General features: G+C 58.8%; 13 protein-coding genes, 2 tRNA genes and 3 rRNA genes. 15 read left to right on the forward strand and 3 right to left on the reverse strand.

The genetic code is table 11. The features are described 5' to 3' along the window. Positions 1 to 46 precede the first annotated feature (46 nt). From aptA to yfiB, 13 genes are all read left to right on the forward strand, one after another. Positions 47 to 1,396, forward strand: coding sequence for an omega-aminotransferase AptA (gene aptA / locus AC193Q_RS23765; RefSeq protein ID WP_041067922.1), 1,350 nt, complete (start codon positions 47 to 49; stop codon positions 1,394 to 1,396). Between the two features lie 75 nt (positions 1,397 to 1,471). After that, positions 1,472 to 2,965 carry a CoA-acylating methylmalonate-semialdehyde dehydrogenase gene (locus AC193Q_RS23770; protein WP_041067919.1) on the forward strand — a complete coding sequence of 498 codons (1,494 nt, stop codon included), beginning with the start codon at positions 1,472 to 1,474 and terminating at the stop codon, positions 2,963 to 2,965. Between the two features lie 629 nt (positions 2,966 to 3,594). Further along, a 16S ribosomal RNA gene (locus AC193Q_RS23775) occupies positions 3,595 to 5,131 on the forward strand. 124 nt (positions 5,132 to 5,255) lie between these two features. Further along, positions 5,256 to 5,332 (forward strand) — tRNA-Ile (locus AC193Q_RS23780). Positions 5,333 to 5,341: 9 nt separating this feature from the next. Then, a tRNA-Ala gene (locus tag AC193Q_RS23785) sits at positions 5,342 to 5,417 on the forward strand. Positions 5,418 to 5,654: 237 nt separating this feature from the next. After that, a 23S ribosomal RNA gene (locus tag AC193Q_RS23790) occupies positions 5,655 to 8,546 on the forward strand. A 153-nt stretch (positions 8,547 to 8,699) separates the two neighbouring features. Beyond that, a 5S ribosomal RNA gene (gene rrf / locus AC193Q_RS23795) occupies positions 8,700 to 8,815 on the forward strand. Together the 16S, 23S and 5S rRNA genes with 2 tRNA genes alongside form the textbook arrangement of a ribosomal RNA operon. 153 nt (positions 8,816 to 8,968) lie before the next feature. After that, entirely contained in the window at positions 8,969 to 12,421 is a 3,453-nt protein-coding gene (gene recC / locus AC193Q_RS23800) for an exodeoxyribonuclease V subunit gamma (protein WP_483878866.1), read from the forward strand. Further along, positions 12,418 to 16,107 carry an exodeoxyribonuclease V subunit beta gene (gene recB / locus AC193Q_RS23805; RefSeq protein WP_483878867.1) on the forward strand — a complete coding sequence of 1,230 codons (3,690 nt, stop codon included), beginning with the start codon at positions 12,418 to 12,420 and terminating at the stop codon, positions 16,105 to 16,107. Before recC ends, recB begins: the two co-directional genes overlap by 4 nt. Continuing rightward, complete coding sequence (gene recD / locus AC193Q_RS23810) at positions 16,104 to 18,203, forward strand: exodeoxyribonuclease V subunit alpha (RefSeq protein ID WP_131671385.1); 2,100 nt, start codon at positions 16,104 to 16,106, stop codon at positions 18,201 to 18,203. Before recB ends, recD begins: the two co-directional genes overlap by 4 nt. A gap of 120 nt (positions 18,204 to 18,323) precedes the next feature. Next, complete coding sequence (gene yfiR, locus AC193Q_RS23815) at positions 18,324 to 18,899, forward strand: regulatory sequestration protein YfiR (RefSeq protein ID WP_047291107.1); 576 nt, start codon at positions 18,324 to 18,326, stop codon at positions 18,897 to 18,899. Beyond that, positions 18,896 to 20,164 (forward strand): diguanylate cyclase DgcN/YfiN, encoded by a 1,269-nt coding sequence (gene dgcN, locus AC193Q_RS23820; RefSeq protein ID WP_095667609.1) that lies wholly within the window; start codon positions 18,896 to 18,898, stop codon positions 20,162 to 20,164. Before yfiR ends, dgcN begins: the two co-directional genes overlap by 4 nt. A gap of 44 nt (positions 20,165 to 20,208) precedes the next feature. Then, positions 20,209 to 20,664: an outer membrane lipoprotein YfiB gene (yfiB, locus tag AC193Q_RS23825; protein WP_182403736.1), complete on the forward strand. Its 456-nt coding sequence runs from the start codon at positions 20,209 to 20,211 to the stop codon at positions 20,662 to 20,664. On the opposite strand, the gene AC193Q_RS23830 is transcribed toward yfiB, so the two are convergent. Continuing rightward, positions 20,661 to 21,608 carry a LysR family transcriptional regulator gene (locus AC193Q_RS23830; protein ID WP_483878868.1) on the reverse strand — a complete coding sequence of 316 codons (948 nt, stop codon included), beginning with the start codon at positions 21,606 to 21,608 and terminating at the stop codon, positions 20,661 to 20,663. The two genes, yfiB and AC193Q_RS23830, sit on opposite strands and share 4 nt — an antisense overlap. A 150-nt stretch (positions 21,609 to 21,758) precedes the next feature. Between AC193Q_RS23830 and AC193Q_RS23835 the strand changes: the two genes are divergently transcribed. Together AC193Q_RS23835 and mmsB are read left to right on the forward strand one after the other, a co-directional pair. Continuing rightward, positions 21,759 to 23,285, forward strand: a complete 1,527-nt coding sequence (locus tag AC193Q_RS23835) for a CoA-acylating methylmalonate-semialdehyde dehydrogenase (protein ID WP_095667607.1) — start codon at positions 21,759 to 21,761, stop codon at positions 23,283 to 23,285. A gap of 9 nt (positions 23,286 to 23,294) precedes the next feature. Further along, positions 23,295 to 24,182 (forward strand): 3-hydroxyisobutyrate dehydrogenase, encoded by an 888-nt coding sequence (gene mmsB / locus AC193Q_RS23840; protein WP_483878869.1) that lies wholly within the window; start codon positions 23,295 to 23,297, stop codon positions 24,180 to 24,182. Positions 24,183 to 24,428: 246 nt separating this feature from the next. Here the strand turns inward: mmsB and AC193Q_RS23845 are convergent, their stop codons facing one another. Next, complete coding sequence (locus AC193Q_RS23845; protein WP_003221437.1) at positions 24,429 to 24,779, reverse strand: cupin domain-containing protein; 351 nt, start codon at positions 24,777 to 24,779, stop codon at positions 24,429 to 24,431. 34 nt (positions 24,780 to 24,813) lie between these two features. Continuing rightward, positions 24,814 to 25,752 (reverse strand): LysR substrate-binding domain-containing protein, encoded by a 939-nt coding sequence (locus AC193Q_RS23850; RefSeq protein ID WP_483878870.1) that lies wholly within the window; start codon positions 25,750 to 25,752, stop codon positions 24,814 to 24,816. Positions 25,753 to 25,923 lie beyond the last annotated feature (171 nt).

Below are 25,923 nucleotides of genomic sequence, written 5' to 3' on the forward strand. Positions count from 1 at the left end.
CGCTTTTTTATCTCCCTGATGCTTATGCCCTGCGAGGTTTTGCCCGATGAACATGCCTGAAAATGCGCCGTCGCCACTGGCCAGCCAACTGAAGCTGGACGCGCACTGGATGCCGTACACCGCCAACCGCAACTTCCAGCGCGATCCGCGTCTGATCGTGGGTGCCGAAGGCAGCTGGCTGTTCGATGACAAGGGCCGCAAGATCTACGATTCGCTGTCCGGTCTGTGGACCTGCGGCGCCGGGCATACCCGCAAGGAAATCCAGGAAGCGGTCGCCAAGCAACTGGGCACCCTCGATTACTCGCCGGGCTTCCAGTACGGCCATCCGCTGTCATTCCAACTGGCGGAAAAAATCACTGATCTGACCCCGGGCAACCTGAACCACGTGTTCTTCACCGACTCCGGCTCCGAGTGTGCCGACACCGCGGTGAAAATGGTCCGTGCCTACTGGCGTCTGAAAGGTCAGTCGACCAAGACCAAAATGATCGGCCGTGCCCGCGGTTATCACGGCGTGAACATCGCCGGCACCAGCCTCGGCGGCGTCAACGGCAACCGCAAACTGTTCGGTCAGGCGATGATGGATGTCGATCACCTGCCGCACACGCTGCTGGCCAGCAACGCATTTTCCCGTGGCATGCCGGAGCAGGGCGGTATCGCTCTGGCCGATGAGCTGCTGAAGTTGATCGAACTGCACGACGCTTCGAACATCGCGGCGGTCTTCGTTGAGCCAATGGCCGGTTCCGCTGGCGTACTGGTTCCACCGCAGGGTTACCTGAAGCGTCTGCGCGAGATCTGCGATCAGCACAACATCCTGCTGGTGTTCGACGAAGTGATCACCGGTTTCGGCCGTACCGGTTCGATGTTCGGTGCCGAGAGCTTTGGCGTGACCCCGGACCTGATGTGTATCGCCAAGCAAGTCACCAACGGCGCGATCCCGATGGGCGCGGTGATTGCCAGCTCCGAGATCTACCAGACCTTCATGAATCAGCCGACTCCGGAATACGCGGTGGAATTCCCTCACGGCTACACCTACTCGGCCCACCCGGTGGCGTGCGCCGCTGGCCTGGCGGCACTCGACCTGCTGCAAAAGGAAAACCTCGTGCAGAGCGTGGCCGAAGTCGCGCCACATTTCGAAAATGCCCTGCACGGCCTGAAAGGTTCGAAGAACGTCATCGATATCCGTAACTACGGCCTGGCCGGTGCGATCCAGATCGCGGCTCGTGACGGCGACGCCATCGTGCGTCCGTTCGAAGCCGGTATGGCCCTGTGGAAAGCCGGGTTCTACGTACGCTTCGGCGGCGACACCCTGCAGTTCGGCCCAACCTTCAACAGCAAGCCGCAAGACCTTGATCGTCTGTTCGACGCGGTTGGCGAAGTGCTGAACAAGCTCGACTGATTTTCCCTCTATATATACCTGCGAATAACAGGCGCCCCATGCGGGCGTCTGTACACAAGAATTCAGGAGTTTTCGATGAGCGTTATCCCGCATTTGATCAATGGCGAACTGGTGACCGAGAACGGTCGCGCGGTTGATGTGTTCAACCCATCCACCGGTCAGGCGATCCACAAGCTGCCATTGGCCACCCGCGAAACCATTCAACACGCGATCGACGCCGCCAAGGCTGCGTTCCCGGCATGGCGCAACACTCCTCCGGCCAAGCGTGCCCAGGTGATGTTCCGCTTCAAGCAACTGCTGGAGCAGAACGAAGCGCGTATCTCGCAATTGATCAGCGAAGAACACGGCAAGACCCTCGAAGACGCTGCTGGTGAACTCAAGCGCGGTATCGAGAACGTCGAGTTCGCCTGCGCCGCCCCGGAAATCCTCAAGGGCGAGTACAGCCGCAACGTCGGCCCGAACATTGACGCTTGGTCGGACTTCCAGCCACTGGGTGTGGTTGCCGGTATCACGCCATTCAACTTCCCGGCGATGGTCCCGCTGTGGATGTACCCGCTGGCGATCGTCTGCGGCAACTGCTTCATCCTCAAACCCTCCGAGCGTGACCCGAGCTCGACGCTGCTGATCGCCCAACTGCTGCTGGAAGCCGGCCTGCCGAAAGGCGTGCTGAGCGTGGTGCATGGCGACAAGACTGCAGTGGACGCGCTGATCGAAGCGCCAGAGGTCAAGGCTCTGAGCTTTGTCGGTTCGACGCCGATTGCCGAATACATCTACGCCGAAGGTACCAAGCGCGGCAAGCGTGTTCAGGCGCTGGGCGGGGCGAAGAACCACGCGGTATTGATGCCGGACGCGGATCTGGACAACGCAGTCAGCGCATTGATGGGCGCGGCTTACGGTTCGTGCGGTGAGCGCTGCATGGCGATTTCGGTCGCGGTGTGTGTCGGCGATCAGGTGGCGGATGCGCTGGTGGCGAAACTGGTTCCACAGATCAAGGCGCTGAAAATCGGTGCCGGCACTTCGTGTGGGCTGGACATGGGGCCACTGGTGACCGGTCAGGCGCGGGACAAGGTCAGCGGCTATGTCGATGACGGCGTAGCAGCGGGCGCGACCCTGGTGGTCGACGGTCGCGGCTTGAGCATTCCAGGTAACGAAGAGGGCTTCTTCCTCGGCGGCTGCCTGTTCGACAACGTCACCCCTGAAATGCGCATCTATAAGGAAGAGATCTTCGGACCCGTGTTGTGCGTGGTTCGCGTGAACAGCCTGGAAGAGGCGATGAAGCTGATCAACGATCACGAATACGGTAATGGCACCTGCATCTTCACCCGTGACGGTGAAGCGGCGCGTCTGTTCTGTGACGAGATTGAAGTCGGCATGGTCGGCGTCAACGTACCACTGCCGGTTCCGGTGGCTTACCACAGCTTCGGTGGCTGGAAGCGTTCGCTGTTCGGCGACCTTCATGCTTATGGCCCGGACGGTGTGCGCTTCTATACCCGTCGCAAGGCCATCACTCAGCGCTGGCCGCAGCGTGCGAGCCATGAAGCTTCGCAATTCGCTTTCCCTAGCTTGTAAGTAGAAGGGAATGACGAAGGCCGACCCTTGAGGTCGGCCTTCGTGTTTTCGGGTGTTTTTGACCGATATGACAGAAATATGAAAAAAGCGGTTGACGGCAGATTCTGGAGGTCTATAATTCGCCCCACTTCCGGCGCAGTCGAAACGGAAAACTCCTTGATATTCAATGAGTTACGCAGTTTTCGACGGCGGATCGCTTCAGTTCATCGAAGCCTGGAGGGAGTTGAAAGAGCGGTGATGTTTGGCTCTTTTGACGGTTCGATCTTCTCGGTCGAAAGCGGTGAAAAAGAGGTGTTGACAGCAGCGTGTAACGCTGTAGAATTCGCCTCCCGCTAACGAGAGATCGGAAGCGCAAGTGGTTGAAGTTGTTGAAGAATTCTTCGAAAACTTCTGAAAATAATCACTTGACAGCAAATGAGGCTGCTGTAGAATGCGCGCCTCGGTTGAGACGAAAGATCTTAACCAACCGCTCTTTAACAACTGAATCAAGCAATTCGTGTGGGTGCTTGTGGAGTCAGACTGATAGTCAACAAGATTATCAGCATCACAAGTTACTCCGCGAGAAATCAGAGATGTAACCAACGATTGCTGAGCCAAGTTTAGGGTTTCTTAAAAACCCAAAGATGTTTGAACTGAAGAGTTTGATCATGGCTCAGATTGAACGCTGGCGGCAGGCCTAACACATGCAAGTCGAGCGGATGAGAGGAGCTTGCTCCTGGATTCAGCGGCGGACGGGTGAGTAATGCCTAGGAATCTGCCTGGTAGTGGGGGACAACGTTTCGAAAGGAACGCTAATACCGCATACGTCCTACGGGAGAAAGCAGGGGACCTTCGGGCCTTGCGCTATCAGATGAGCCTAGGTCGGATTAGCTAGTTGGTGAGGTAATGGCTCACCAAGGCGACGATCCGTAACTGGTCTGAGAGGATGATCAGTCACACTGGAACTGAGACACGGTCCAGACTCCTACGGGAGGCAGCAGTGGGGAATATTGGACAATGGGCGAAAGCCTGATCCAGCCATGCCGCGTGTGTGAAGAAGGTCTTCGGATTGTAAAGCACTTTAAGTTGGGAGGAAGGGTTGTAGATTAATACTCTGCAATTTTGACGTTACCGACAGAATAAGCACCGGCTAACTCTGTGCCAGCAGCCGCGGTAATACAGAGGGTGCAAGCGTTAATCGGAATTACTGGGCGTAAAGCGCGCGTAGGTGGTTTGTTAAGTTGGATGTGAAATCCCCGGGCTCAACCTGGGAACTGCATCCAAAACTGGCAAGCTAGAGTATGGTAGAGGGTGGTGGAATTTCCTGTGTAGCGGTGAAATGCGTAGATATAGGAAGGAACACCAGTGGCGAAGGCGACCACCTGGACTGATACTGACACTGAGGTGCGAAAGCGTGGGGAGCAAACAGGATTAGATACCCTGGTAGTCCACGCCGTAAACGATGTCAACTAGCCGTTGGGAGCCTTGAGCTCTTAGTGGCGCAGCTAACGCATTAAGTTGACCGCCTGGGGAGTACGGCCGCAAGGTTAAAACTCAAATGAATTGACGGGGGCCCGCACAAGCGGTGGAGCATGTGGTTTAATTCGAAGCAACGCGAAGAACCTTACCAGGCCTTGACATCCAATGAACTTTCCAGAGATGGATTGGTGCCTTCGGGAGCATTGAGACAGGTGCTGCATGGCTGTCGTCAGCTCGTGTCGTGAGATGTTGGGTTAAGTCCCGTAACGAGCGCAACCCTTGTCCTTAGTTACCAGCACGTTATGGTGGGCACTCTAAGGAGACTGCCGGTGACAAACCGGAGGAAGGTGGGGATGACGTCAAGTCATCATGGCCCTTACGGCCTGGGCTACACACGTGCTACAATGGTCGGTACAGAGGGTTGCCAAGCCGCGAGGTGGAGCTAATCCCACAAAACCGATCGTAGTCCGGATCGCAGTCTGCAACTCGACTGCGTGAAGTCGGAATCGCTAGTAATCGCGAATCAGAATGTCGCGGTGAATACGTTCCCGGGCCTTGTACACACCGCCCGTCACACCATGGGAGTGGGTTGCACCAGAAGTAGCTAGTCTAACCTTCGGGAGGACGGTTACCACGGTGTGATTCATGACTGGGGTGAAGTCGTAACAAGGTAGCCGTAGGGGAACCTGCGGCTGGATCACCTCCTTAATCGACGACATCAGCTGCTCCATAAGTTCCCACACGAATTGCTTGATTCATTGAAGAAGACGATAGAAGCAGCTTTAAGCTCCAAGCTGATAGCTCTGAGCTAATCAGTTACGCGCTCGAAATTGGGTCTGTAGCTCAGTTGGTTAGAGCGCACCCCTGATAAGGGTGAGGTCGGCAGTTCGAATCTGCCCAGACCCACCAATTTTGTATGGGGCCATAGCTCAGCTGGGAGAGCGCCTGCCTTGCACGCAGGAGGTCAGCGGTTCGATCCCGCTTGGCTCCACCATTAACTGCTTCTGCTTGTTAGAGCTTAGAAATGAATATTCCGGCGTGAATATTGATTTCTAGTCTTTGATTAGATCGTTCTTTAAAAATTTGGGTATGTGATAGAAAGATAGACTGAACGTTACTTTCACTGGTAACGGATCAGGCTAAGGTAAAATTTGTGAGTGACTCTTAAGAGTTTTGCGAATTTTCGGCGAATGTCGTCTTCACAGTATAACCAGATTGCTTGGGGTTATATGGTCAAGTGAAGAAGCGCATACGGTGGATGCCTTGGCAGTCAGAGGCGATGAAAGACGTGGTAGCCTGCGAAAAGCTTCGGGGAGTCGGCAAACAGACTTTGATCCGGAGATGTCTGAATGGGGGAACCCAGCCATCACAAGATGGTTATCTTGTACTGAATACATAGGTGCAAGAGGCGAACCAGGGGAACTGAAACATCTAAGTACCCTGAGGAAAAGAAATCAACCGAGATTCCCTTAGTAGTGGCGAGCGAACGGGGACTAGCCCTTAAGTGGCTTTGAGATTAGCGGAACGCTCTGGAAAGTGCGGCCATAGTGGGTGATAGCCCTGTACGCGAAAGTCTCTTAGTCATGAAATCGAGTAGGACGGAGCACGAGAAACTTTGTCTGAATATGGGGGGACCATCCTCCAAGGCTAAATACTACTGACTGACCGATAGTGAACTAGTACCGTGAGGGAAAGGCGAAAAGAACCCCGGAGAGGGGAGTGAAATAGATCCTGAAACCGTATGCGTACAAGCAGTGGGAGCAGACTTTGTTCTGTGACTGCGTACCTTTTGTATAATGGGTCAGCGACTTATTTTCAGTGGCGAGCTTAACCGAATAGGGGAGGCGTAGCGAAAGCGAGTCTTAATAGGGCGTCTAGTCGCTGGGAATAGACCCGAAACCGGGCGATCTATCCATGGGCAGGTTGAAGGTTAGGTAACACTGACTGGAGGACCGAACCGACTACCGTTGAAAAGTTAGCGGATGACCTGTGGATCGGAGTGAAAGGCTAATCAAGCTCGGAGATAGCTGGTTCTCCTCGAAAGCTATTTAGGTAGCGCCTCATGTATCACTGTAGGGGGTAGAGCACTGTTTCGGCTAGGGGGTCATCCCGACTTACCAAACCGATGCAAACTCCGAATACCTACAAGTGCCGAGCATGGGAGACACACGGCGGGTGCTAACGTCCGTCGTGAAAAGGGAAACAACCCAGACCGTCAGCTAAGGTCCCAAAGTTATGGTTAAGTGGGAAACGATGTGGGAAGGCTTAGACAGCTAGGAGGTTGGCTTAGAAGCAGCCACCCTTTAAAGAAAGCGTAATAGCTCACTAGTCGAGTCGGCCTGCGCGGAAGATGTAACGGGGCTCAAACCATACACCGAAGCTACGGGTATCACGCAAGTGATGCGGTAGAGGAGCGTTCTGTAAGCCTGTGAAGGTGAGTTGAGAAGCTTGCTGGAGGTATCAGAAGTGCGAATGCTGACATGAGTAACGACAATGGGTGTGAAAAACACCCACGCCGAAAGACCAAGGTTTCCTGCGCAACGTTAATCGACGCAGGGTTAGTCGGTCCCTAAGGCGAGGCTGAAAAGCGTAGTCGATGGAAAACAGGTTAATATTCCTGTACTTCTGGTTATTGCGATGGAGGGACGGAGAAGGCTAGGCCAGCTTGGCGTTGGTTGTCCAAGTTTAAGGTGGTAGGCTGAGATCTTAGGTAAATCCGGGATCTTAAGGCCGAGAGCTGATGACGAGTTACCTTTCAGGTGACGAAGTGGTTGATGCCATGCTTCCAAGAAAAGCTTCTAAGCTTCAGATAACCAGGAACCGTACCCCAAACCGACACAGGTGGTTGGGTAGAGAATACCAAGGCGCTTGAGAGAACTCGGGTGAAGGAACTAGGCAAAATGGCACCGTAACTTCGGGAGAAGGTGCGCCGGTGAGGGTGAAGGACTTGCTCCGTAAGCTCATGCCGGTCGAAGATACCAGGCCGCTGCGACTGTTTATTAAAAACACAGCACTCTGCAAACACGAAAGTGGACGTATAGGGTGTGACGCCTGCCCGGTGCCGGAAGGTTAATTGATGGGGTTAGCTAACGCGAAGCTCTTGATCGAAGCCCCGGTAAACGGCGGCCGTAACTATAACGGTCCTAAGGTAGCGAAATTCCTTGTCGGGTAAGTTCCGACCTGCACGAATGGCGTAACGATGGCGGCGCTGTCTCCACCCGAGACTCAGTGAAATTGAAATCGCTGTGAAGATGCAGTGTATCCGCGGCTAGACGGAAAGACCCCGTGAACCTTTACTATAGCTTTGCACTGGACTTTGAATTTGCTTGTGTAGGATAGGTGGGAGGCTTTGAAGCGTGGACGCCAGTTCGCGTGGAGCCATCCTTGAAATACCACCCTGGCAACTTTGAGGTTCTAACTCAGGTCCGTTATCCGGATCGAGGACAGTGTATGGTGGGTAGTTTGACTGGGGCGGTCTCCTCCTAAAGAGTAACGGAGGAGTACGAAGGTGCGCTCAGACCGGTCGGAAATCGGTCGTAGAGTATAAAGGCAAAAGCGCGCTTGACTGCGAGACAGACACGTCGAGCAGGTACGAAAGTAGGTCTTAGTGATCCGGTGGTTCTGTATGGAAGGGCCATCGCTCAACGGATAAAAGGTACTCCGGGGATAACAGGCTGATACCGCCCAAGAGTTCATATCGACGGCGGTGTTTGGCACCTCGATGTCGGCTCATCACATCCTGGGGCTGAAGCCGGTCCCAAGGGTATGGCTGTTCGCCATTTAAAGTGGTACGCGAGCTGGGTTTAGAACGTCGTGAGACAGTTCGGTCCCTATCTGCCGTGGACGTTTGAGATTTGAGAGGGGCTGCTCCTAGTACGAGAGGACCGGAGTGGACGAACCTCTGGTGTTCCGGTTGTCACGCCAGTGGCATTGCCGGGTAGCTATGTTCGGGAAAGATAACCGCTGAAAGCATCTAAGCGGGAAACTTGCCTCAAGATGAGATCTCACTGGAACCTTGAGTTCCCTGAAGGGCCGTCGAAGACTACGACGTTGATAGGTTGGGTGTGTAAGCGCTGTGAGGCGTTGAGCTAACCAATACTAATTGCCCGTGAGGCTTGACCATATAACACCCAAGCAATTTGAATGCTCGAAAGAGACCAGATTGCGGTGTGTGAAGACGCAATGAACCGAAAGTTCGCGCTGCTCACAAACACCTGTATCACATACCCGATTTGCTGAAGCGCGGCCAGCCGGTCACGAGTCAGTACCCGAATTTCTTGACGACTATAGAGCGTTGGAACCACCTGATCCCATCCCGAACTCAGAAGTGAAACGATGCATCGCCGATGGTAGTGTGGGGTTTCCCCATGTGAGAGTAGGTCATCGTCAAGATTAAATTCCGAAACCCCAATTGCGAAAGCAATTGGGGTTTTGTTTTGCCCGCAGGAAAGTTCCTACAGCGCGCGGTATGCCCTTCCGGCTGTCACAGCCTGCCGACAATGCTAAGGTTCTGCCCTGGCTTTGTACTTTTCCAAGGAAGTTTTTATGCCGGACGCCCAGTCCCTCAATGCTGCATTCATGGTGGTCCAGAGCAATAGCCTGGACGAACTGCGCAGCCTGGTGGTTAGTGTCATGCGGCGCTATCCATTGGCACCCTTGGAGAACGAAATCGCTCTGGTGCAGAGCAATGGTATCGCCCAATGGCTCAAACTGGCTTTGGCGGAAGACCCTGAGGACGACGACCTCGGGGGATGCGGAATAGCTGCGGCCATAGATGTGCAATTGCCTGGCAGTTTCATGTGGCAGCTTTACCGTATGGTGTTGGGCCGAGACGAAATTCCCGCCAAGTCCCTGCTCGACAAAGCCCCATTGACCTGGCGACTGATGCGCTTGCTGCCGCAGGTTATTGATCGCCCCCATTTTGAGCCGCTACAACGGTTCCTCACGCACGACACGGATTTACGCAAGCGCTACCAGCTGTCAGAGCGCCTGGCAGATCTCTTTGACCAGTACCAAGTGTATCGGGCTGATTGGCTCGAGGACTGGGCCGAAGGCCGGCACCAGTTGCGCAATGTTCGAGGTGAAGTGAAGCCACTGCCCCCGGTCAGTTGCTGGCAGGCTGAATTGTGGCGTGCTCTGCTGGAAGATGTCGGTGAGCAGGGTATGGCGCAGAGCCGGGCAGGTGTTCATCAGCGCTTTGTCGAGCGCATAAATGCCCTTGAAAACGCACCTGCGGGGCTACCCTCGCGGGTGATCGTGTTTGGCATATCTTCGTTGCCGGCCCAGGTGCTCGAAGCATTGGCCGGACTTGCGCGTTTCAGTCAGGTGCTGCTGTGTGTGCACAACCCTTGCCGACACCACTGGGCCGATATCGTTGCCGACAAGGATCTGCTGCGCCATCAATACAAGCGGCAAAGCCGCAAGACCGGCATGCCGGTTGTACTCGATCCGGAAGCGCTGCACCAACACGCGCATCCGTTGCTCGCAGCCTGGGGCAAACAGGGGCGCGACTACATCAACTTGCTGGACAGCTACGATGACCCCAATAGCTATCGTGCGGCATTCCGTGACGGGCGCATCGACCTGTTCAGCGAGACGCAGCCACAGACTCTGCTCAATCAACTTCAGGACGACATCCTCGAATTGCGGCCGCTCAATGAAACGCGTGAGCACTGGCCTGCCGTCGACCTGACGCAGGATGAGTCGATCCGCTTTCATATAGCCCACAGTGCTCAGCGTGAGGTGGAAATCCTTCACGACCAGTTACTCGCCCGCTTCAGTGCCAATCCCCATCTACGCCCGCGCGATGTAATCGTGATGGTGCCGGACATCGATAGCTATGCGCCCCATATTCGGGCGGTGTTCGGGCAACTGGATCGGCATGATCCTCGCTTTATTCCATTTACCTTGGCCGACCAGGGCCAGCGCGGTCGCGATCCGTTGCTGATTGCCGTCGAGCACCTGCTCAAACTGCCGGACAGTCGTTTCCCGGTAAGCGAGATCCTCGACCTGCTCGACGTTCCTGCATTGCGCGCCCGCTTTGGCGTTCAGGAACGCGACTTACCTACGCTGCATCGCTGGATCGAAGGCGCAGGGGTGCGCTGGGGAATGAACGCTGAACAACGTGCCGGACTGGGCTTGCCAGATGAGCTTGAGCAAAACAGCTGGCATTTCGGCCTGCGACGGATGTTGCTTGGATACGCCGTAGGCAGCTCCAACGCCTGCGCAGGTATCGAGCCTTACGATGAAATCGGCGGTCTGGATGCTGCGTTGATCGGGCCGCTGGTTGCCCTGCTTGATGCATTGGAGCTGGCCCATCACGAGCTCAATGAGGCTGCTCAGCCCAAGGCGTGGGGCCTGCGGCTGCAGATTCTGATGCAACTATTCTTCAAGGCCAGTAACGAGCACGACGATTATCTGCTCACGCAACTTGAGGAGCTGCGCGAGACTTGGCTGCAGACCTGCGAATCGGTGGGGTTGGTAGATGAGTTGCCGCTGACAGTAGTTCGGGAGGCCTGGCTCGCGGGTCTGGATCAGGGGCGCCTGTCCCAGCGCTTTCTGGCCGGCGCAGTAAATTTTTGCACACTGATGCCCATGCGGGCGATCCCGTTCAAGCTCGTCTGTTTGCTGGGGATGAACGATGGCGATTATCCCCGGGCGCAACCTCCACTTGATTTTGACCTCATGGGCAGCGATTACCGGCCTGGTGACCGTTCCCGACGTGAGGATGATCGCTATCTGTTGCTCGAGGCGCTGCTGTCTGCGCGAAATCAGCTGTACATCAGTTGGGTCGGACGCAGTATTCGAGACAATAGTGAACGGCCTGCTTCCGTGCTGATCGGCCAGTTGCGCGATCACCTTGCCAGTGGCTGGCAGTCGCTCGATGAGCACCAGGAATTGTTGCACGCCATGACCGAGGAGCATCCCCTGCAACCGTTCAGCTCGCGCTATTTCCATGAAGGCGACCAACTATTCAGTTATGCCCGTGAATGGCAGGTTTTGCACCAGGTGCATGAGCCACAACACGAAGCGGAGCTACTCGCGCCTTGTGTTCAGGAGGAGCCGCTGAGTCTGGCCCTACTGCAGGATTTCCTGCGCAATCCGGTCCGGCACTTTTTCACGCAGCGACTCAAAGTGTACTTTGAGGCCGCCGAGGCGCCCCTGGCTGACGAAGAACCGTTCGTGCTGGACGCATTGCAACGTTACACACTCAGCGAGAGCCTGCTCGAAGCCGCGCTCCGGCAGCCCGATAATGTTGATCATGCGCTCGAAGATCAGGCGCGTCGTTTGCAAAACAGCGGGTTGCTGCCTATGGCCGGTTTCGGCGAATGCCTGCAACGAGAGTTGATCGAGCCGTTACCGGACCTGCTGCAGCGTTACCAACAACTTCTGGCGTTATGGCCGACACCGTTGATCAGCGCACTCCCGGTCAATCTCGAGTTGCAGGGTGTGCGTATTGAAGGCTGGCTCGCGGGTTTGCATCAGCGTGCTGACGGTGGCGTGCTGTCCGTCACGGCCATTCCCAACAGCATCGGTTCGATCAAAAGTCGGAAATGGCATCGCTTGATCAAGCCCTGGGTCAACCACCTGGTGGCCTGCGCCAGCGGACTCATGCTGAGCACGGCGTTGGTGGCGAGTGACGATACGCTGTTGCTCGAGCCGATGGAGAAGGATCGTGCCACTCGTTTCCTTGGCGATCTTCTGCTCGCCTGGCAGGCCGGCATGCGCCAGCCGCTGCCGATCGCGGTCAAGACAGCCTTCGCCTGGCTTGCGCAGACTGATCCGCTCAAAGCCGAAGCGGCTGCCCGCAAGGCCTACGAAGGTGACGGCCAGACCAGTGAAGGCGAGCGCCGAGAGAACCCCGCGTTGCTCCGCCAATTTGCAGACTTTGATGCATTGCTGGCGGACGAAACATTCTCCGGTTGGTGCGACGCGTTGTATCGCCCTCTGTATGAAGCGCCTTGGCGTTCACTGAGCAGCGAAGGGGCGCGCGCATGAGTACCAGGACACCTTTGGCACTGGCCTTCCCGCTGCACGGCAGTCAACTTATCGAGGCCAGTGCCGGCACCGGCAAGACCTTTACTATCTCGGCGCTTTATCTGCGGCTGATCCTTGGGCACGGCGGCGAAGCGAGCGGCTTCGGCCGTGAGCTGCTGCCCCCGCAGATTCTTGTGGTGACGTTCACTGATGCAGCTACCAAGGAACTGCGTGAACGAATCCGTACGCGGCTGGCCGAGGCCGCGCGGTTTTTCCGTGAAGAAACCCCTGCGCCGGATGCCCTGATTGCCGAATTGCGTGAGCAATTTGACCCGGCGCAGTGGCCCGGATGCGCCAATCGTCTGGACATCGCCGCGCAATGGATGGACGAAGCGGCCGTCTCCACCATCCACAGTTGGTGCCAGCGCATGTTGCGCGAACATGCATTCGACAGCGGCAGCCTGTTTACGCAATCCCTGGAGACCGATCACAGCGACCTGCTCGGCGAAGTGCTGCGCGATTACTGGCGACTGTTTTGTTATCCGATGCAGGGCGATGCGCTGAACTGGGTTCGTACCCACTGGGGCGGGCCGGCCGCATTGTTGCCAAGGGTGCGCGGTCTGTTTGGCAGTGAGCATGAAAGTGGCGACGGAAAGGCTCCCGCAGAGCTGATCGACGAGTGTCTGCGGGAGCGACGTGCCGCGTTGCTCGAGCTGAAAATGCCATGGCGTCAGTGGGCGGATGAGCTGCTGGTGATTTGTCACGAGGGCGTCGCGAGCAAAGCCGTTGACGGACGCAAGATGCAGGCGCGTTACTTCGAGCCCTGGTTCGAGAAACTCAAGGCCTGGGCGCAAGACGAGTCCATGGAGCAACTGGACATCGGCACTGGTTTCACCCGACTGACCCCTGACGGGATGGCTGAAGCCTGGAAGGGGCAGGCGCCGAGTCATCCGGGGCTCGACGCGATGCCGGGGCTCAAGTCGAGCCTCGACGCGCTGCCCACCCCGGATGCCGCTGTCTTGCAGCACGCGGCGAGATGGGTGGGCGCGCGTTTTGAAGAAGAGAAGCGTCGTCGCGCGGAAATGGGTTTTGATGACATGCTGTTGCGGCTCGATGCGGCGTTGCAATCCGACAGCGGCGAGCGCCTTGCGGCGGTGATCCGCGAGCAGTTTCCGGTGGCATTGATCGATGAGTTTCAGGACACCGATCCGGTGCAATACCGGATCTTCGAAAGCATCTATCGCATCGAAGATAACAGTCCGGACACCGGCCTGTTCCTGATCGGCGACCCCAAGCAGGCGATCTACGCGTTCCGTGGCGCCGATATCTATACCTACCTGCGTGCGCGTCAGGCCACCACTGGCCGCCTGCATACACTGGGCACCAACTTCCGTTCCAGCCATGGCATGGTCAATGCGGTCAATCATGTATTCGAACGCGCCGAGTCCCGTGAGCAGGGACGCGGCGCGTTTTTATTCCGGGAAAAAACCGGGGAAAACCCGGTGCCGTTCCAGCCCGTTGATTCGCAAGGACGCAAAGAGCGGCTGCAGGTCGCCGGCGAGGATGTCGCGGCACTGAATGTCTGGCACCTGTCGACGGACCAGCCGCTGTCAGGGGCGGTCTATCGCCAGCAGTTGGCGGCGGCCTGTGCCAGCGAAATCACCGCATTGCTCAACGGCGGGCAAGCCGGCGCGGCGGGATTTGTCCGGGACGCAGAAGCCTTCCGCGGTTTGCGGCCCTCCGATATCGCGATTCTGGTACGTGACGGCAAAGAGGCCCAAGCCGTACGCACAGAACTCGCGGCCCGTGGCGTGCGCAGCGTTTATCTGTCGGACAAGGACTCGGTGTTCGCCGCCCAGGAAGCGCACGACCTGCTGTCCTGGCTCAAGGCCTGCGCCGAGCCGGATGTCGAGCGCTCACTGAAGGCCGCGCTGGCCTGCATCACCCTCAATCTGCCTCTGGCTGAACTTGAGCGCTTGAATCGGGACGAGTTGATCTGGGAAGCCCGCGTCATGCAGTTTCGTGGCTATCGCGAACTGTGGCGCAAGCAAGGTGTACTGCCGATGTTGCGACGCTTGCTGCACGACTTCCATTTACCGCAGACCCTGATCGCTCGCAGTGACGGCGAACGAGTGCTGACCAACCTTCTGCACCTGTCGGAACTGATGCAGCAGGCCGCAGCGGAACTCGATGGCGAGCAAGCGCTGATTCGTCATCTGGCCGAGTTGCTGGCACTGTCCGGTCAGGCCGGTGAAGAACAGATATTACGTCTGGAGAGCGACGAGCAACTGGTCAAGGTGGTGACCATCCACAAGTCGAAGGGACTTGAGTATCCGTTGGTGTTCCTGCCTTTCATCTGTTCGGCAAAACCGGTGGATGGCAGTCGCCTGCCGCTGCATTACCACGATGCCTCCGGCAAAGCCCAGGTGACACTGAAGCCTACCGCCGAATTGGTCGCCCTGGCGGATGACGAGCGTCTGGCCGAGGACCTGCGTCTGCTCTACGTCGCGCTGACTCGCGCGCAACATGCATGCTGGCTGGGTGTCACGGACCTCAAGCGCGGTAATAACAACAGTTCAGTGCTTCATCTTTCGGCGCTTGGCTATCTGCTGGGTGGCGGCGCCAGGCTGGATGAGTCAACCAGCCTGAGTCGTTGGCTGCAGGATCTGCAACAGAACTGCGCGGCTATCAGTCTGAGTGAGTTGCCTCAAGCGACGCAGGAGATCTACCAGCCCGAGCGCAATGAGGCGATCCTCAGCGCCACATTGGTGCCAAAGCGCAAGGCCAGCGAGAACTGGTGGATTGCCTCTTACAGTGCATTGCGCATCAGCGACGTGTTGAGTGTCGGCAGCGATGAGGCGCCGGACAGTCCGCAAGCGCAAAAGCTGTTTGACGATGAGCGCCTTGACCCGGATGCGCCGCGAGAGCTCGTGGTTGGTGGCGCCGATATTCATCGTTTTCCTCGCGGTCCGAACCCGGGAACCTTCCTCCATGGTTTGCTGGAGTGGGCTGGCGATGAAGGTTTTGCCGTTTCCGGTGAGTCGATCAAGGACGCAATTGGCCGGCGCTGCAATCTGCGCGGCTGGCAGGGCTGGATTGTCACCTTGAGTGACTGGCTGCAGCACTTGCTCAAGTCCCCGCTGCCAGCAGGTGGCGGACAGCCTCCGGTCGTGCTCGAGCAACTGAAGCAGTACCGCGTTGAAATGGAGTTCTGGTTTGCCAGTCACAAGGTTGATGTCCTCAAACTTGATGATTGGGTGCGCCAGTACACCCACAACGGTGTGGCGCGAGTAGCCGCCGAGCCAGTACAGCTCAACGGCATGTTCAAGGGCTTTATCGACCTGACCTTCGAGCACGCGGGCCGTTACTACGTCGCCGACTACAAATCCAACTGGTTGGGTGTCGACGATACGGCCTATACCGAGCAAGCCATGGAGCGTTCGATCCTGGACAACCGTTACGACCTGCAGTACGTGCTGTATCTGCTGGCCTTGCATCGGCAATTGAAGGCGCGTCTGCCCGACTACGATTACGACCGGCATGTCGGTGGTGCGTTGTATGTATTCCTGCGGGGAACCCGGGCAGACAGTAGTGGCGTGTACTTTGCGCGGCCGCCACGGGACTTGATCGAACGCCTGGATCGCCTGTTCCAGGGTAAGCCGGAAGCCAAGGCCGAACCCGCATGGGAACAGGGAGTCCTGTTATGAAGCGTACCTTCGCCGATCTGTCATCGGCTATCGACAACCCGTCGAGCCTGACGCCACTGACCAGAGCTTCGGATCTGCTGATCTTGCTTGAGCGCTGGGTCGAACGAGGCTGGCTTCGCTCGCTGGACAAAGCCTTTGTCGGTTTCCTGCACGAACTTGCGCCTGAGTCCGATCCTCTGGTGTTGCTCGCAGCCGCACTGACCAGCCATCAACTGGGTCACGGGCATGTTTGCCTTGATGTGTTCGAAACCCTCAAGGCCCCGGATTTCGCCCTCTCCCTGCCTCCCGAAGGCGATGTACAGAGTGATGTATGGCTGCTGCCGTCGCAGTTGCTTGAAACGCTGGATGGCGCCCATTGGTGCAAGGCGCTGGCGAGCAGTGCGCTGGTTGCACTGACAGCGGACACCCGCGACCCGGCGCAGCAGCGGCCGTTGGTGCTGTCCGGCAAGCGCCTGTATCTGCGGCGCTACTGGGCTTACGAGCGGCGTATCGATGCAGCGTTACGGACACGTCTGGCTCAGCCTGAAACGCCGCCGGATGACTTGCCTCAGCGCCTCGATGAGTTGTTCGGCCCTGCAACACCGGGGGCCGTGATCGACTGGCAGAAACTCGCCTGTGCCCTTGCCACTCGCGGTGCGTTCAGCATCATCACCGGCGGCCCGGGGACCGGTAAAACCACGACCGTGGTGCGTTTGCTCGCGCTGCTCCAGGCGCCGGCGGTCGAGGCCGGTCAACCGTTGCGTATTCGTCTGGCGGCGCCCACCGGCAAGGCCGCTGCGCGGTTGACCGAATCCATCAGCCAGCAAGTGCAATCGCTGACGGTCACCGAAGACGTGCGCGAGAAGATCCCTTGCGACGTCACGACAGTCCATCGTTTGCTGGGCAGCCGTCCCGGCACCCGACACTTCCGTCACCATGCTGGCAACCGCTTGCCGCTGGATGTGCTGGTGGTCGATGAAGCTTCCATGATCGACCTGGAAATGATGGCGAACCTGCTCGATGCATTGCCGACGCATGCGCGTCTGGTGTTGCTCGGCGACAAGGATCAACTCGCTTCGGTGGAGGCCGGAGCGGTACTTGGCGATCTTTGCCGTGATGCCGAGGCAGGCTGGTATAACCCGCACACCCGGCAGTGGCTGGAGTCGGTCAGCGGAGAGTCATTGCACGGCAGTGACCTGCACGTAGACCTCGATGGCTCTCATCCGCTGGCCCAACAACTGGTGATGCTGCGTCATTCCCGGCGTTTCGGTGAAGGTAGCGGCATTGGTCAACTGGCGCGGCGGGTCAATCAGCAGTTGCCGGATGAGGCGCGCCAGTTGCTGGCGGCCGGTCACTACGACGATGTGTTTTCACTGCCGCTCAAGGGAGAACACGATCACAAGCTGGAGCGCCTGTTGCTCGACGGTCATGGCGACGGTCCACAGGGTTATCGCCACTATCTGAACATCCTGCGCGAACAACGCCCGCCAGCAGGCAGACCGCTGGAACATCCAGACTGGATCAACTGGGCGCGGGCGGTGCTGCAGGCGTTTGACACCTTCCAGTTGTTGTGTGCCGTGCGCAAGGGACCTTGGGGCGTTGAAGGGCTGAATCTGCGGATCACCGAAACCCTGCTCAAGGCACGCCTGATCGAGCATGACCAACAATGGTACGAAGGCCGGCCGGTGCTGATGACCCGCAACGATTATGGTCTGGGACTGATGAACGGCGATATCGGCATCGCCCTCAAGTTGCCCGAACGCGAGGGCCCCGAAGCTGGCAGACCGGTACTGCGCGTGGCCTTCCCACGAAACGACGGGCAGGGCGGGGTACGGTTCGTGCTGCCGAGTCGGCTCAACGACGTTGAAACGGTGTACGCCATGACCGTGCACAAATCTCAAGGCTCGGAGTTCGCCCACACCGCGCTGATCCTGCCTGACGCCTTGAATCCGGTGCTGACCAAAGAATTGATCTACACCGGAATCACACGGGCCAAGCACTGGTTCACCTTGATCGAGCCCCGGTCCGGAGTGTTCGAAGAGGCCGTGCAGCGCAAGGTCAAGCGCCTGAGCGGATTGATGCTGGAACTGGAGGAAGGCGCAGAGGCTCTGGAATGAAATAACCTGATGTCTGGTACCGATTACTGACCGGCCGGTCAGAAGACACTGTCTCGCTGGTGTTACTTCGCTGTGCTATCGTTGCGGCATCATTTCGGTACGATCCAAGAGAATCCCTGCATGAAGGTGGCTGTCTGGGCGACAGAGCGCGTGGTTCGCTGCAAGCACGCATTGCTTGTCGGTCTGCTCTGTTTGCTGGCGGGCGCTGCCATCGCGCAGCCACAAACGCCAGCGGGCATGGCCGAGCAACGCGCCCAAGCGGTGACGCAGGTCGTGCTCGGCATTCTCAGCTATGCACGCTGGCCGGTTGAACCTGCGCAATTGCGCCTGTGCATCGTCGGCCCTACCGAATACACCGACGATCTGGTCAAAGGCACCACGCAGGCCACTGGTCGGCCGGTCGTCGTACGCCGACTGCTGGCCGACAACCCGGCGATCGTCAGCGAATGCGATGCGGTGTACATCGGCAAACTCACGGCGGATGAGCGCAGTCGGCTGTTTGCTTCATTGATCGGTCACCCGGTGTTGAGCATCAGCGAAGGAGGCGATCAGTGTACGGTCGGCAGCCTGTTCTGCCTGCGCGTCGGCGATGAACAGGTGTCCTTCGAGGTCAACCTCGACTCTGTCGCGCGCAGCGGTGTACGCATCCACCCGAGCGTACTGCAATTGTCGCGTCGCAAACCGGCGGCGCCATGAAACTGTTCCGTTCTGGAAGCCGCCCGACGCTGGGATCGGTCATTGGCCGTGGCCATTTGATTGTGGCGCTGGTAGCCGTGACGATGGCCAGCGTATCGCTGACCCTGCTGGGCGTTCTCGCGCTGCGGGTGTACGCCGATCACAACTTGCAGCTCATTGCGCGCTCGATCAGCTACACCGTGGAAGCGGCGGTAGTGTTCAACGACAAGGCCGCCGCGACTGAAGCGCTGGCCTTGATTGCGTCCACCGAAGAGGTGGCGGACGCGCAGGTGTTCGATGCGCAAGGTCAGGTGCTGGCGCGTTGGCAGCGGCCCGAGAACGGCCTGTTTACCGAACTGGAAATGCAGATCACGCGTACCGTTCTGGAAAAGCCGGTCAGGCTGCCGATTGTGCATCAGGAGCGCGAAATCGGTCACATTCTGCTGGTCGGTCATGGCGGCAGTCTCATGCGCTTTTTGCTGAGCGGTCTGGCAGGGATCATCCTGTGTACCGCCATCAGTGCCTGGGTCGCGCTTTATCTCGCGCGTCGACAATTACGCGGTATTACCGGACCGCTGCGTAGCCTCGCCGCGGTGGCCCACGCCGCGCGCAGCGAGCGCGCGCTGGATCGGCGAGTACCGCCGGCGCAGATTGCCGAGCTCGATAATCTGGGCAACGACTTCAATGCGTTGCTCGACGAACTCGAATCCTGGCAAACCCACCTGCAGAGTGAGAACGAAACCCTCGCCCACCAGGCCAGCCACGACAGCCTCACCGGCTTGCCGAACCGGGCGTTTTTCGAGGGCCGATTGATTCGTGCTCTGCGTAATGCCGGCAAACTCAACGAGCGGGTAGCGGTGCTGTTTCTCGACAGTGACCGTTTCAAAGGTATCAACGACAACTTCGGTCATGCTGCCGGCGATGCCGTGCTGGTGGCGGTCGCCAATCGGATCCGCGCGCAGCTGCGTGAAGAGGATCTGGTGGCGCGGCTCGGCGGCGATGAGTTTGCCGTGCTGCTTGCGCCGCTGCACAAGGTCGAAGACGCCGAGCGTATTGCCGACAAGATTCTCGACAGCATGGACATGCCCATCGCGCTGCCGGGCGATACCAGTGTGGTGACGTCGCTCAGCATCGGCATTGCGGTTTTCCCTGATCATGGTGCCACGCCAGGTGCCTTGCTCAACGCCGCCGACGCGGCGATGTACCAGGCCAAACGCCTGTCGCGTGGTGCTCAATTCACTGCCGGGTCGGAGAGCCCGGTTGTCAATCTGCAAACCAGGAGCTGATTCCCGTGTTCACATTTCCCGCTCGATTGTTTTCCGCCTTGCTGATGATCGCCGTACTGGCGCTGACCGGCTGTCAGACCGCACCGCAAAAAGGCCTGACCCCGGCGCAGATCGCCGTCCTCAAACAACAAGGCTTCGAGGCAACCGACGAAGGCTGGGAGTTTGGCCTGTCAGGCAAAGTGCTGTTTGGCAGCGATATCGAAAGCTTGAACGCGCAAAGCACCGAAATCGTCGAACGCATCGGCAAGGCGCTGCTGGGGGTCGGCATTGAGCGCGTACGGGTCGACGGTCATACCGACGCCTCGGGCAAAGAGACCTATAACCAGCAATTGTCGCTGCGCCGGGCCAAGAGTGTGGCCAAAGTGCTGACCACCGTCGGCATGAAGGAAGAGAACATCCAGTTGCGCGGACTGGGCAGCAGCGAGCCGGTGGCATCCAACAGTACTGCCGCCGGACGCACCGAGAATCGTCGGGTGTCGATTGTGGTCAGCGCCGATTAATCGGCAAACTGCATCTCCCGCGTCTGCCCCATCAACAGCGCCTGATTGCGCTCGGTCACCTCACGGATGTAATCCCACAGAAGGGTGATGCGCTTTAACTTCCTCAGATCCTCCCGGCAGTACATCCAGAACTGCCGGGTGATGTCGATTTCTTCGGGCAGCACCGGCAGCAGGCGCGGATCCTGCGCCGCGAGGAAGCACGGCAGAATGGCCAGTGAGCGCCCTTGTTGCGCTGCGACGAACTGCGCGATCACGCTGGTGCTGCGCAGGTTCGCGCTGGCGCCAGGCAGCACGTTCGCCAGGTACAGCAACTCCGAGCTGAACGCCAGGTCATCCACATAACTGATGAATTGATGCTTGCCCAAATCGGCCGGGCGGCGAATCGGTGGGTGCTGGTCGAGGTAGTCCTGGGTCGCGTACAGCTGCAAGCGGTAGTCGCAGAGTTTGCAGCACACGTACGGGCCGTGCTCCGGGCGCTCCAGCGCGATAACGATATCGGCTTCGCGTTTGGACAGGCTGATGAAGTGCGGCAGCGGCAGGATGTCTACCGAGATTGCCGGGTAGGCGTCGACGAAATGGCTCAGTTGCGGGGTGATGAAAAAGCTGCCGAAACCTTCGGTGCAGCCCATGCGCACATGGCCCGACAGTGCCACACCGGAGCCGGAGACCTGCTCGCAGGCCATGTGCAATGTGCTTTCAATCGACTCGGCGTAGCCCAGCAGACGCTGGCCTTCGGTGGTCAGCACAAACCCGCTGGTGCGCGATTTTTCGAACAGCAGCGTACCCAATGCCGCTTCCAGCGAACTGATGCGCCGCGACACTGTGGTGTAGTCGACGGCGAGCCGTTTGGCCGCGGTGCTGGCCTTGCGGGTGCGGGCGACTTCGAGGAAAAACTTCAGGTCGTCCCAGTTCAGCGACCCCAGGGAGGTGATGTTTTTTTGCATGATGGACGGGCTTATATGTGCGTTCTTATTAGAAGTTTGCACATCTATACTCCAAAAACAGTCCGACAACCAATTCGTGACACACGCCTCATCTCAAGGCGAACCCTTTCGCCTTGGCTCCTACGATAAAAACAAGTTTCGGAGACCAGCATGAACGCATCGCTTACGCCCAACGAAACCACGGTCCAGAAGGTCAATCTGCTGATCGACGGCGAGTGGGTCGAATCGCAGACCACTGAGTGGCACGACATCGTCAACCCGGCGACCCAGCAAGTGCTGGCCAAAGTACCGTTCGCCACCGCTGCTGAAGTCGATGCCGCCATCCGTGCCGCACACCGCGCCTTCCAGACCTGGAAACTGACCCCGATCGGCGCGCGGATGCGCATCATGCTCAAACTGCAGGCGCTGATCCGCGAGCACTCCAAGCGCATTGCCGTGGTGCTGAGCGCCGAGCAGGGCAAGACCATTGCCGACGCTGAGGGCGACATTTTCCGTGGCCTGGAAGTGGTCGAGCACGCCTGTTCCATCGGCACCCTGCAAATGGGCGAGTTCGCCGAAAACGTGGCCGGCGGCGTCGATACCTACACCCTGCGCCAGCCGATCGGCGTGTGCGCCGGCATCACCCCGTTCAACTTCCCGGCGATGATTCCGCTGTGGATGTTCCCGATGGCCATCGCCTGCGGCAACACCTTCGTCTTGAAACCTTCGGAGCAGGATCCGCTGTCGACCATGTTGCTGGTGGAACTGGCGATCGAGGCCGGCGTTCCGGCGGGCGTGCTCAACGTGGTGCACGGCGGTAAAGACGTGGTTGATGGCCTGTGCACCCACAAGGACATCAAAGCCGTATCGTTCGTTGGTTCGACCGCAGTCGGTACTCACGTCTACGACTTGGCCGGCAAGCACGGCAAACGCGTGCAATCGATGATGGGCGCGAAGAACCACGCCGTGGTGCTGCCGGACGCCAATCGCGAGCAAGCGCTGAACGCCCTGGTCGGCGCCGGTTTCGGTGCCGCCGGGCAGCGTTGCATGGCTACCTCGGTGGTGGTGCTGGTCGGTGCGGCGAAACAGTGGCTGCCGGACCTGAAAGCGCTGGCGCAGAAACTCAAGGTCAACGCCGGCAGCGAGCCGGGCACCGATGTCGGCCCGGTGATCTCGAAGAAAGCCAAAGCGCGAATTCTCGATCTGATCGAAAGCGGTATCAAGGAAGGCGCCAAGCTGGAACTTGATGGTCGTGACATCAAGGTGCCGGGCTACGAGCAAGGCAACTTCGTCGGTCCGACCCTGTTCTCGGGCGTGACCACCGACATGCAGATCTACACCCAGGAAATCTTCGGCCCGGTGCTGGTGGTGCTGGAAGTCGACACCCTTGATCAGGCCATTGCGCTGGTCAACGCCAACCCATTCGGCAACGGCACGGGCCTGTTCACCCAGAGCGGTGCGGCGGCGCGTAAATTCCAGAGTGAAATCGACATCGGCCAGGTCGGCATCAACATCCCGATTCCGGTGCCGGTGCCGTTCTTCAGCTTCACCGGCTCGCGCGGTTCGAAACTGGGCGACCTCGGCCCGTATGGCAAGCAAGTGGTGCAGTTCTACACCCAGACCAAAACGGTCACGGCGCGCTGGTTCGATGACGACAGCGTCAACGACGGCGTGAACACCACCATCAACCTGCGCTGAGGACTGGCCATGAAAATCGCATTTATCGGTCTGGGCAACATGGGCGCGCCGATGGCGCGCAATCTGATCAAGGCCGGCCATTCGCTGAACCTGGTGGACCTGAACAAGACTGTGCTGGCGGAACTGGAGCAACTGGGCGGCACCATCCGCGCCTCGGCCCGTGAAGCGGCGCAAGACGCCGAGCTGGTGATCACCATGCTGCCGGCGGCGGTGCATGTGCGTAGCGTCTGGCTCGGTGAGGACGGAGTGCTGGCCTGTATCGGCAAAGGGGTGCCAGCGGTGGATTGCAGCACCATCGATCCACAGACCGCCCGCGATGTGGCCGCCGCTGCCGCCAAACAGGGCGTGGCCATGGCCGATGCACCGGTCTCTGGCGGCACTGGCGGCGCGACCGCAGGCACGCTGACCTTCATGGTCGGCGCCACTCCGGAACTGTTTGCCACCCTGCAGCCGGTGCTGGCGCAGATGGGCCGCAACATCGTGCATTGCGGTGAAGTCGGCACCGGGCAAATCGCCAAGATCTGCAACAACTTGCTGCTGGCGATTTCGATGGTCGGTGTCAGCGAAGCGATGGCACTGGGCGATGCACTGGGGATCGACACTTCGGTGCTGGCCGGGATCATCAACAGCTCCACCGGGCGTTGCTGGAGTTCGGAAATGTACAACCCGTGGCCGGGCATCGTCGAAACGGCGCCGGCCTCGCGCGGTTACACCGGCGGCTTCGGTGCCGAGCTGATGCTCAAGGATCTGGGGCTGGCCACCGAAGCGGCGCGTCAGGCGCATCAACCGGTGGTACTCGGCGCGGTGGCGCAGCAGTTGTATCAGGCGATGAGCCAGCGCGGGGAAGGCGGCAAGGACTTCTCGGCGATCATCAACAGCTATCGCAAGCCGCAGTAACTTGGACATCAATACTTTTTGTGGCAACGCAGACTTTGTGGTGAGGGGATTTATCCCCGATCGACTGTGTAGCAGTCGCAACCACTGAGCCTGCGTTTCAACTGACACAATGCGGGGGGCGCTTTGCGCCCATCGGGGATAAATCCCCTCGCCACAAATCTCACAGACGCCACAACCATGGCGTCAGCCAGAATGCAGTAGGTGTTGCCGGGAAATCACGTCGGGTGGTTTCCCGGCTTTTTTGCATCAGGCAAAGACAAAATATTTGCGTACGGTCTCGACCACTTCCCAGGTGCCTTTCATCCCCGGTTCAACCACGAAGATGTCGCCGGCACGCAGGTGAATCGGCGCCATGCCGTCCGGGGTGATGATGCAATAGCCTTCCTGGAAGTGGCAGTACTCCCACTTCACGTAGTCGACTCGCCACTTGCCCGGGGTGCAGATCCAGGTGCCCATGATCTTGCTGCCGTCTTCGCTGGTGTAGGCGTTGAGGTTGACGGTGTGCGGGTCACCTTCGAGTTTTTCCCATTTGCAGGCATCGAGTACCGGCAGCGGGTGGGTGTCGCGCAGAACGGTGATGGGGGCGGTCGCGGTCATGGGAACTCCGGGCAGAAGGATTTGAAGGCGAACCCTATAGCGCCTGCTCGTCGTTCAGTTGTCTGTGCTCGACATCGAACTGCTCAGAAACGCGCGGATCAGTGAGCGCGTGTAACAACGCGCGGGCGTAATTCGGCAACGTAGCGAAGTCTCGGGCGCACAACATGAGCGTGCGGCGTGCCCACGCCTCATTGAGCGCCACCCATTTGAATGAACGCAATGCGCTTCGCTCGACCGCGGCCAGCGGCACAATTGCCAGCCCGACACCTCGGGCGACCATGCGTATTACCCCGTCGAATCCGTCGGCGCGGATACGGATCTGCATCCGCGAGCCGCTGTGCAGCGCTTGTTCTTCCAGATAAACCGCCAGCGCGCTGTCGGCGCGCAGTCCGACAAAGTCATGCTGCAGGGCGTCGCTGAAACGGACTGGCGCAGCGTCAGACAATGGGTGGTCGGAGGGGAGAATCAGCACCAGCGGATCGGCACGAAATGGCAGGGTCTGCAGGTCGCTGGTATCGACGGCGTCGGACACAATCCCGAGGTCCGCCGCGCCTTGGCGCAAGGCATGAGTGATGCGCGCGCTGGGCAATTCCTGCAGGTCGATGTCGAGGTTGGGATGCTCGCACAAAAAGTCCGCCAGCATTTCTGGCAGGTATTCAGTGATCGCGGTGGTGTTACACAGCAGCCGTACCTGGCCTTTGGCGCCTTGGGCGTAATCGGCCAGATCCTGCTGCATGCGTTCGGACTGTTGCAGGAGGACGCGCGCATGTTGCGCCAGCGCCTTGCCGGCCGGCGTCGGGCTCACGCCACGGCGCCCGCGCTGCAGGAACTCGGTGCCGAGCGAAGCCTCCATGGCCCGGATGCGCGCACTGGCGGCGGCCAGCGACAGATGACTGCGGGCGGCGCCGGCGGTGATGTTGCCGCTGTCGAGGATGTGCAGATAGAGGCGCAGGTCGGTGAGGTCGAAGTGCATGGGGGCAGCCTCTGGTCTTCGTGATTTCTGGGCGGGCCCTATCGCTGGCAAGCCAGCTCCCACAGGATGTGTGTTGTGCACAAAATCTGTAATCCACACTGAAACCTGTGGGAACTGGCTTGCCAGCGATGAGGCCAGAGGTCTCAATCAGGTTTCAGCCTCTTGTATTGG

Source organism: Pseudomonas sp. F2, assembly GCF_057174385.1.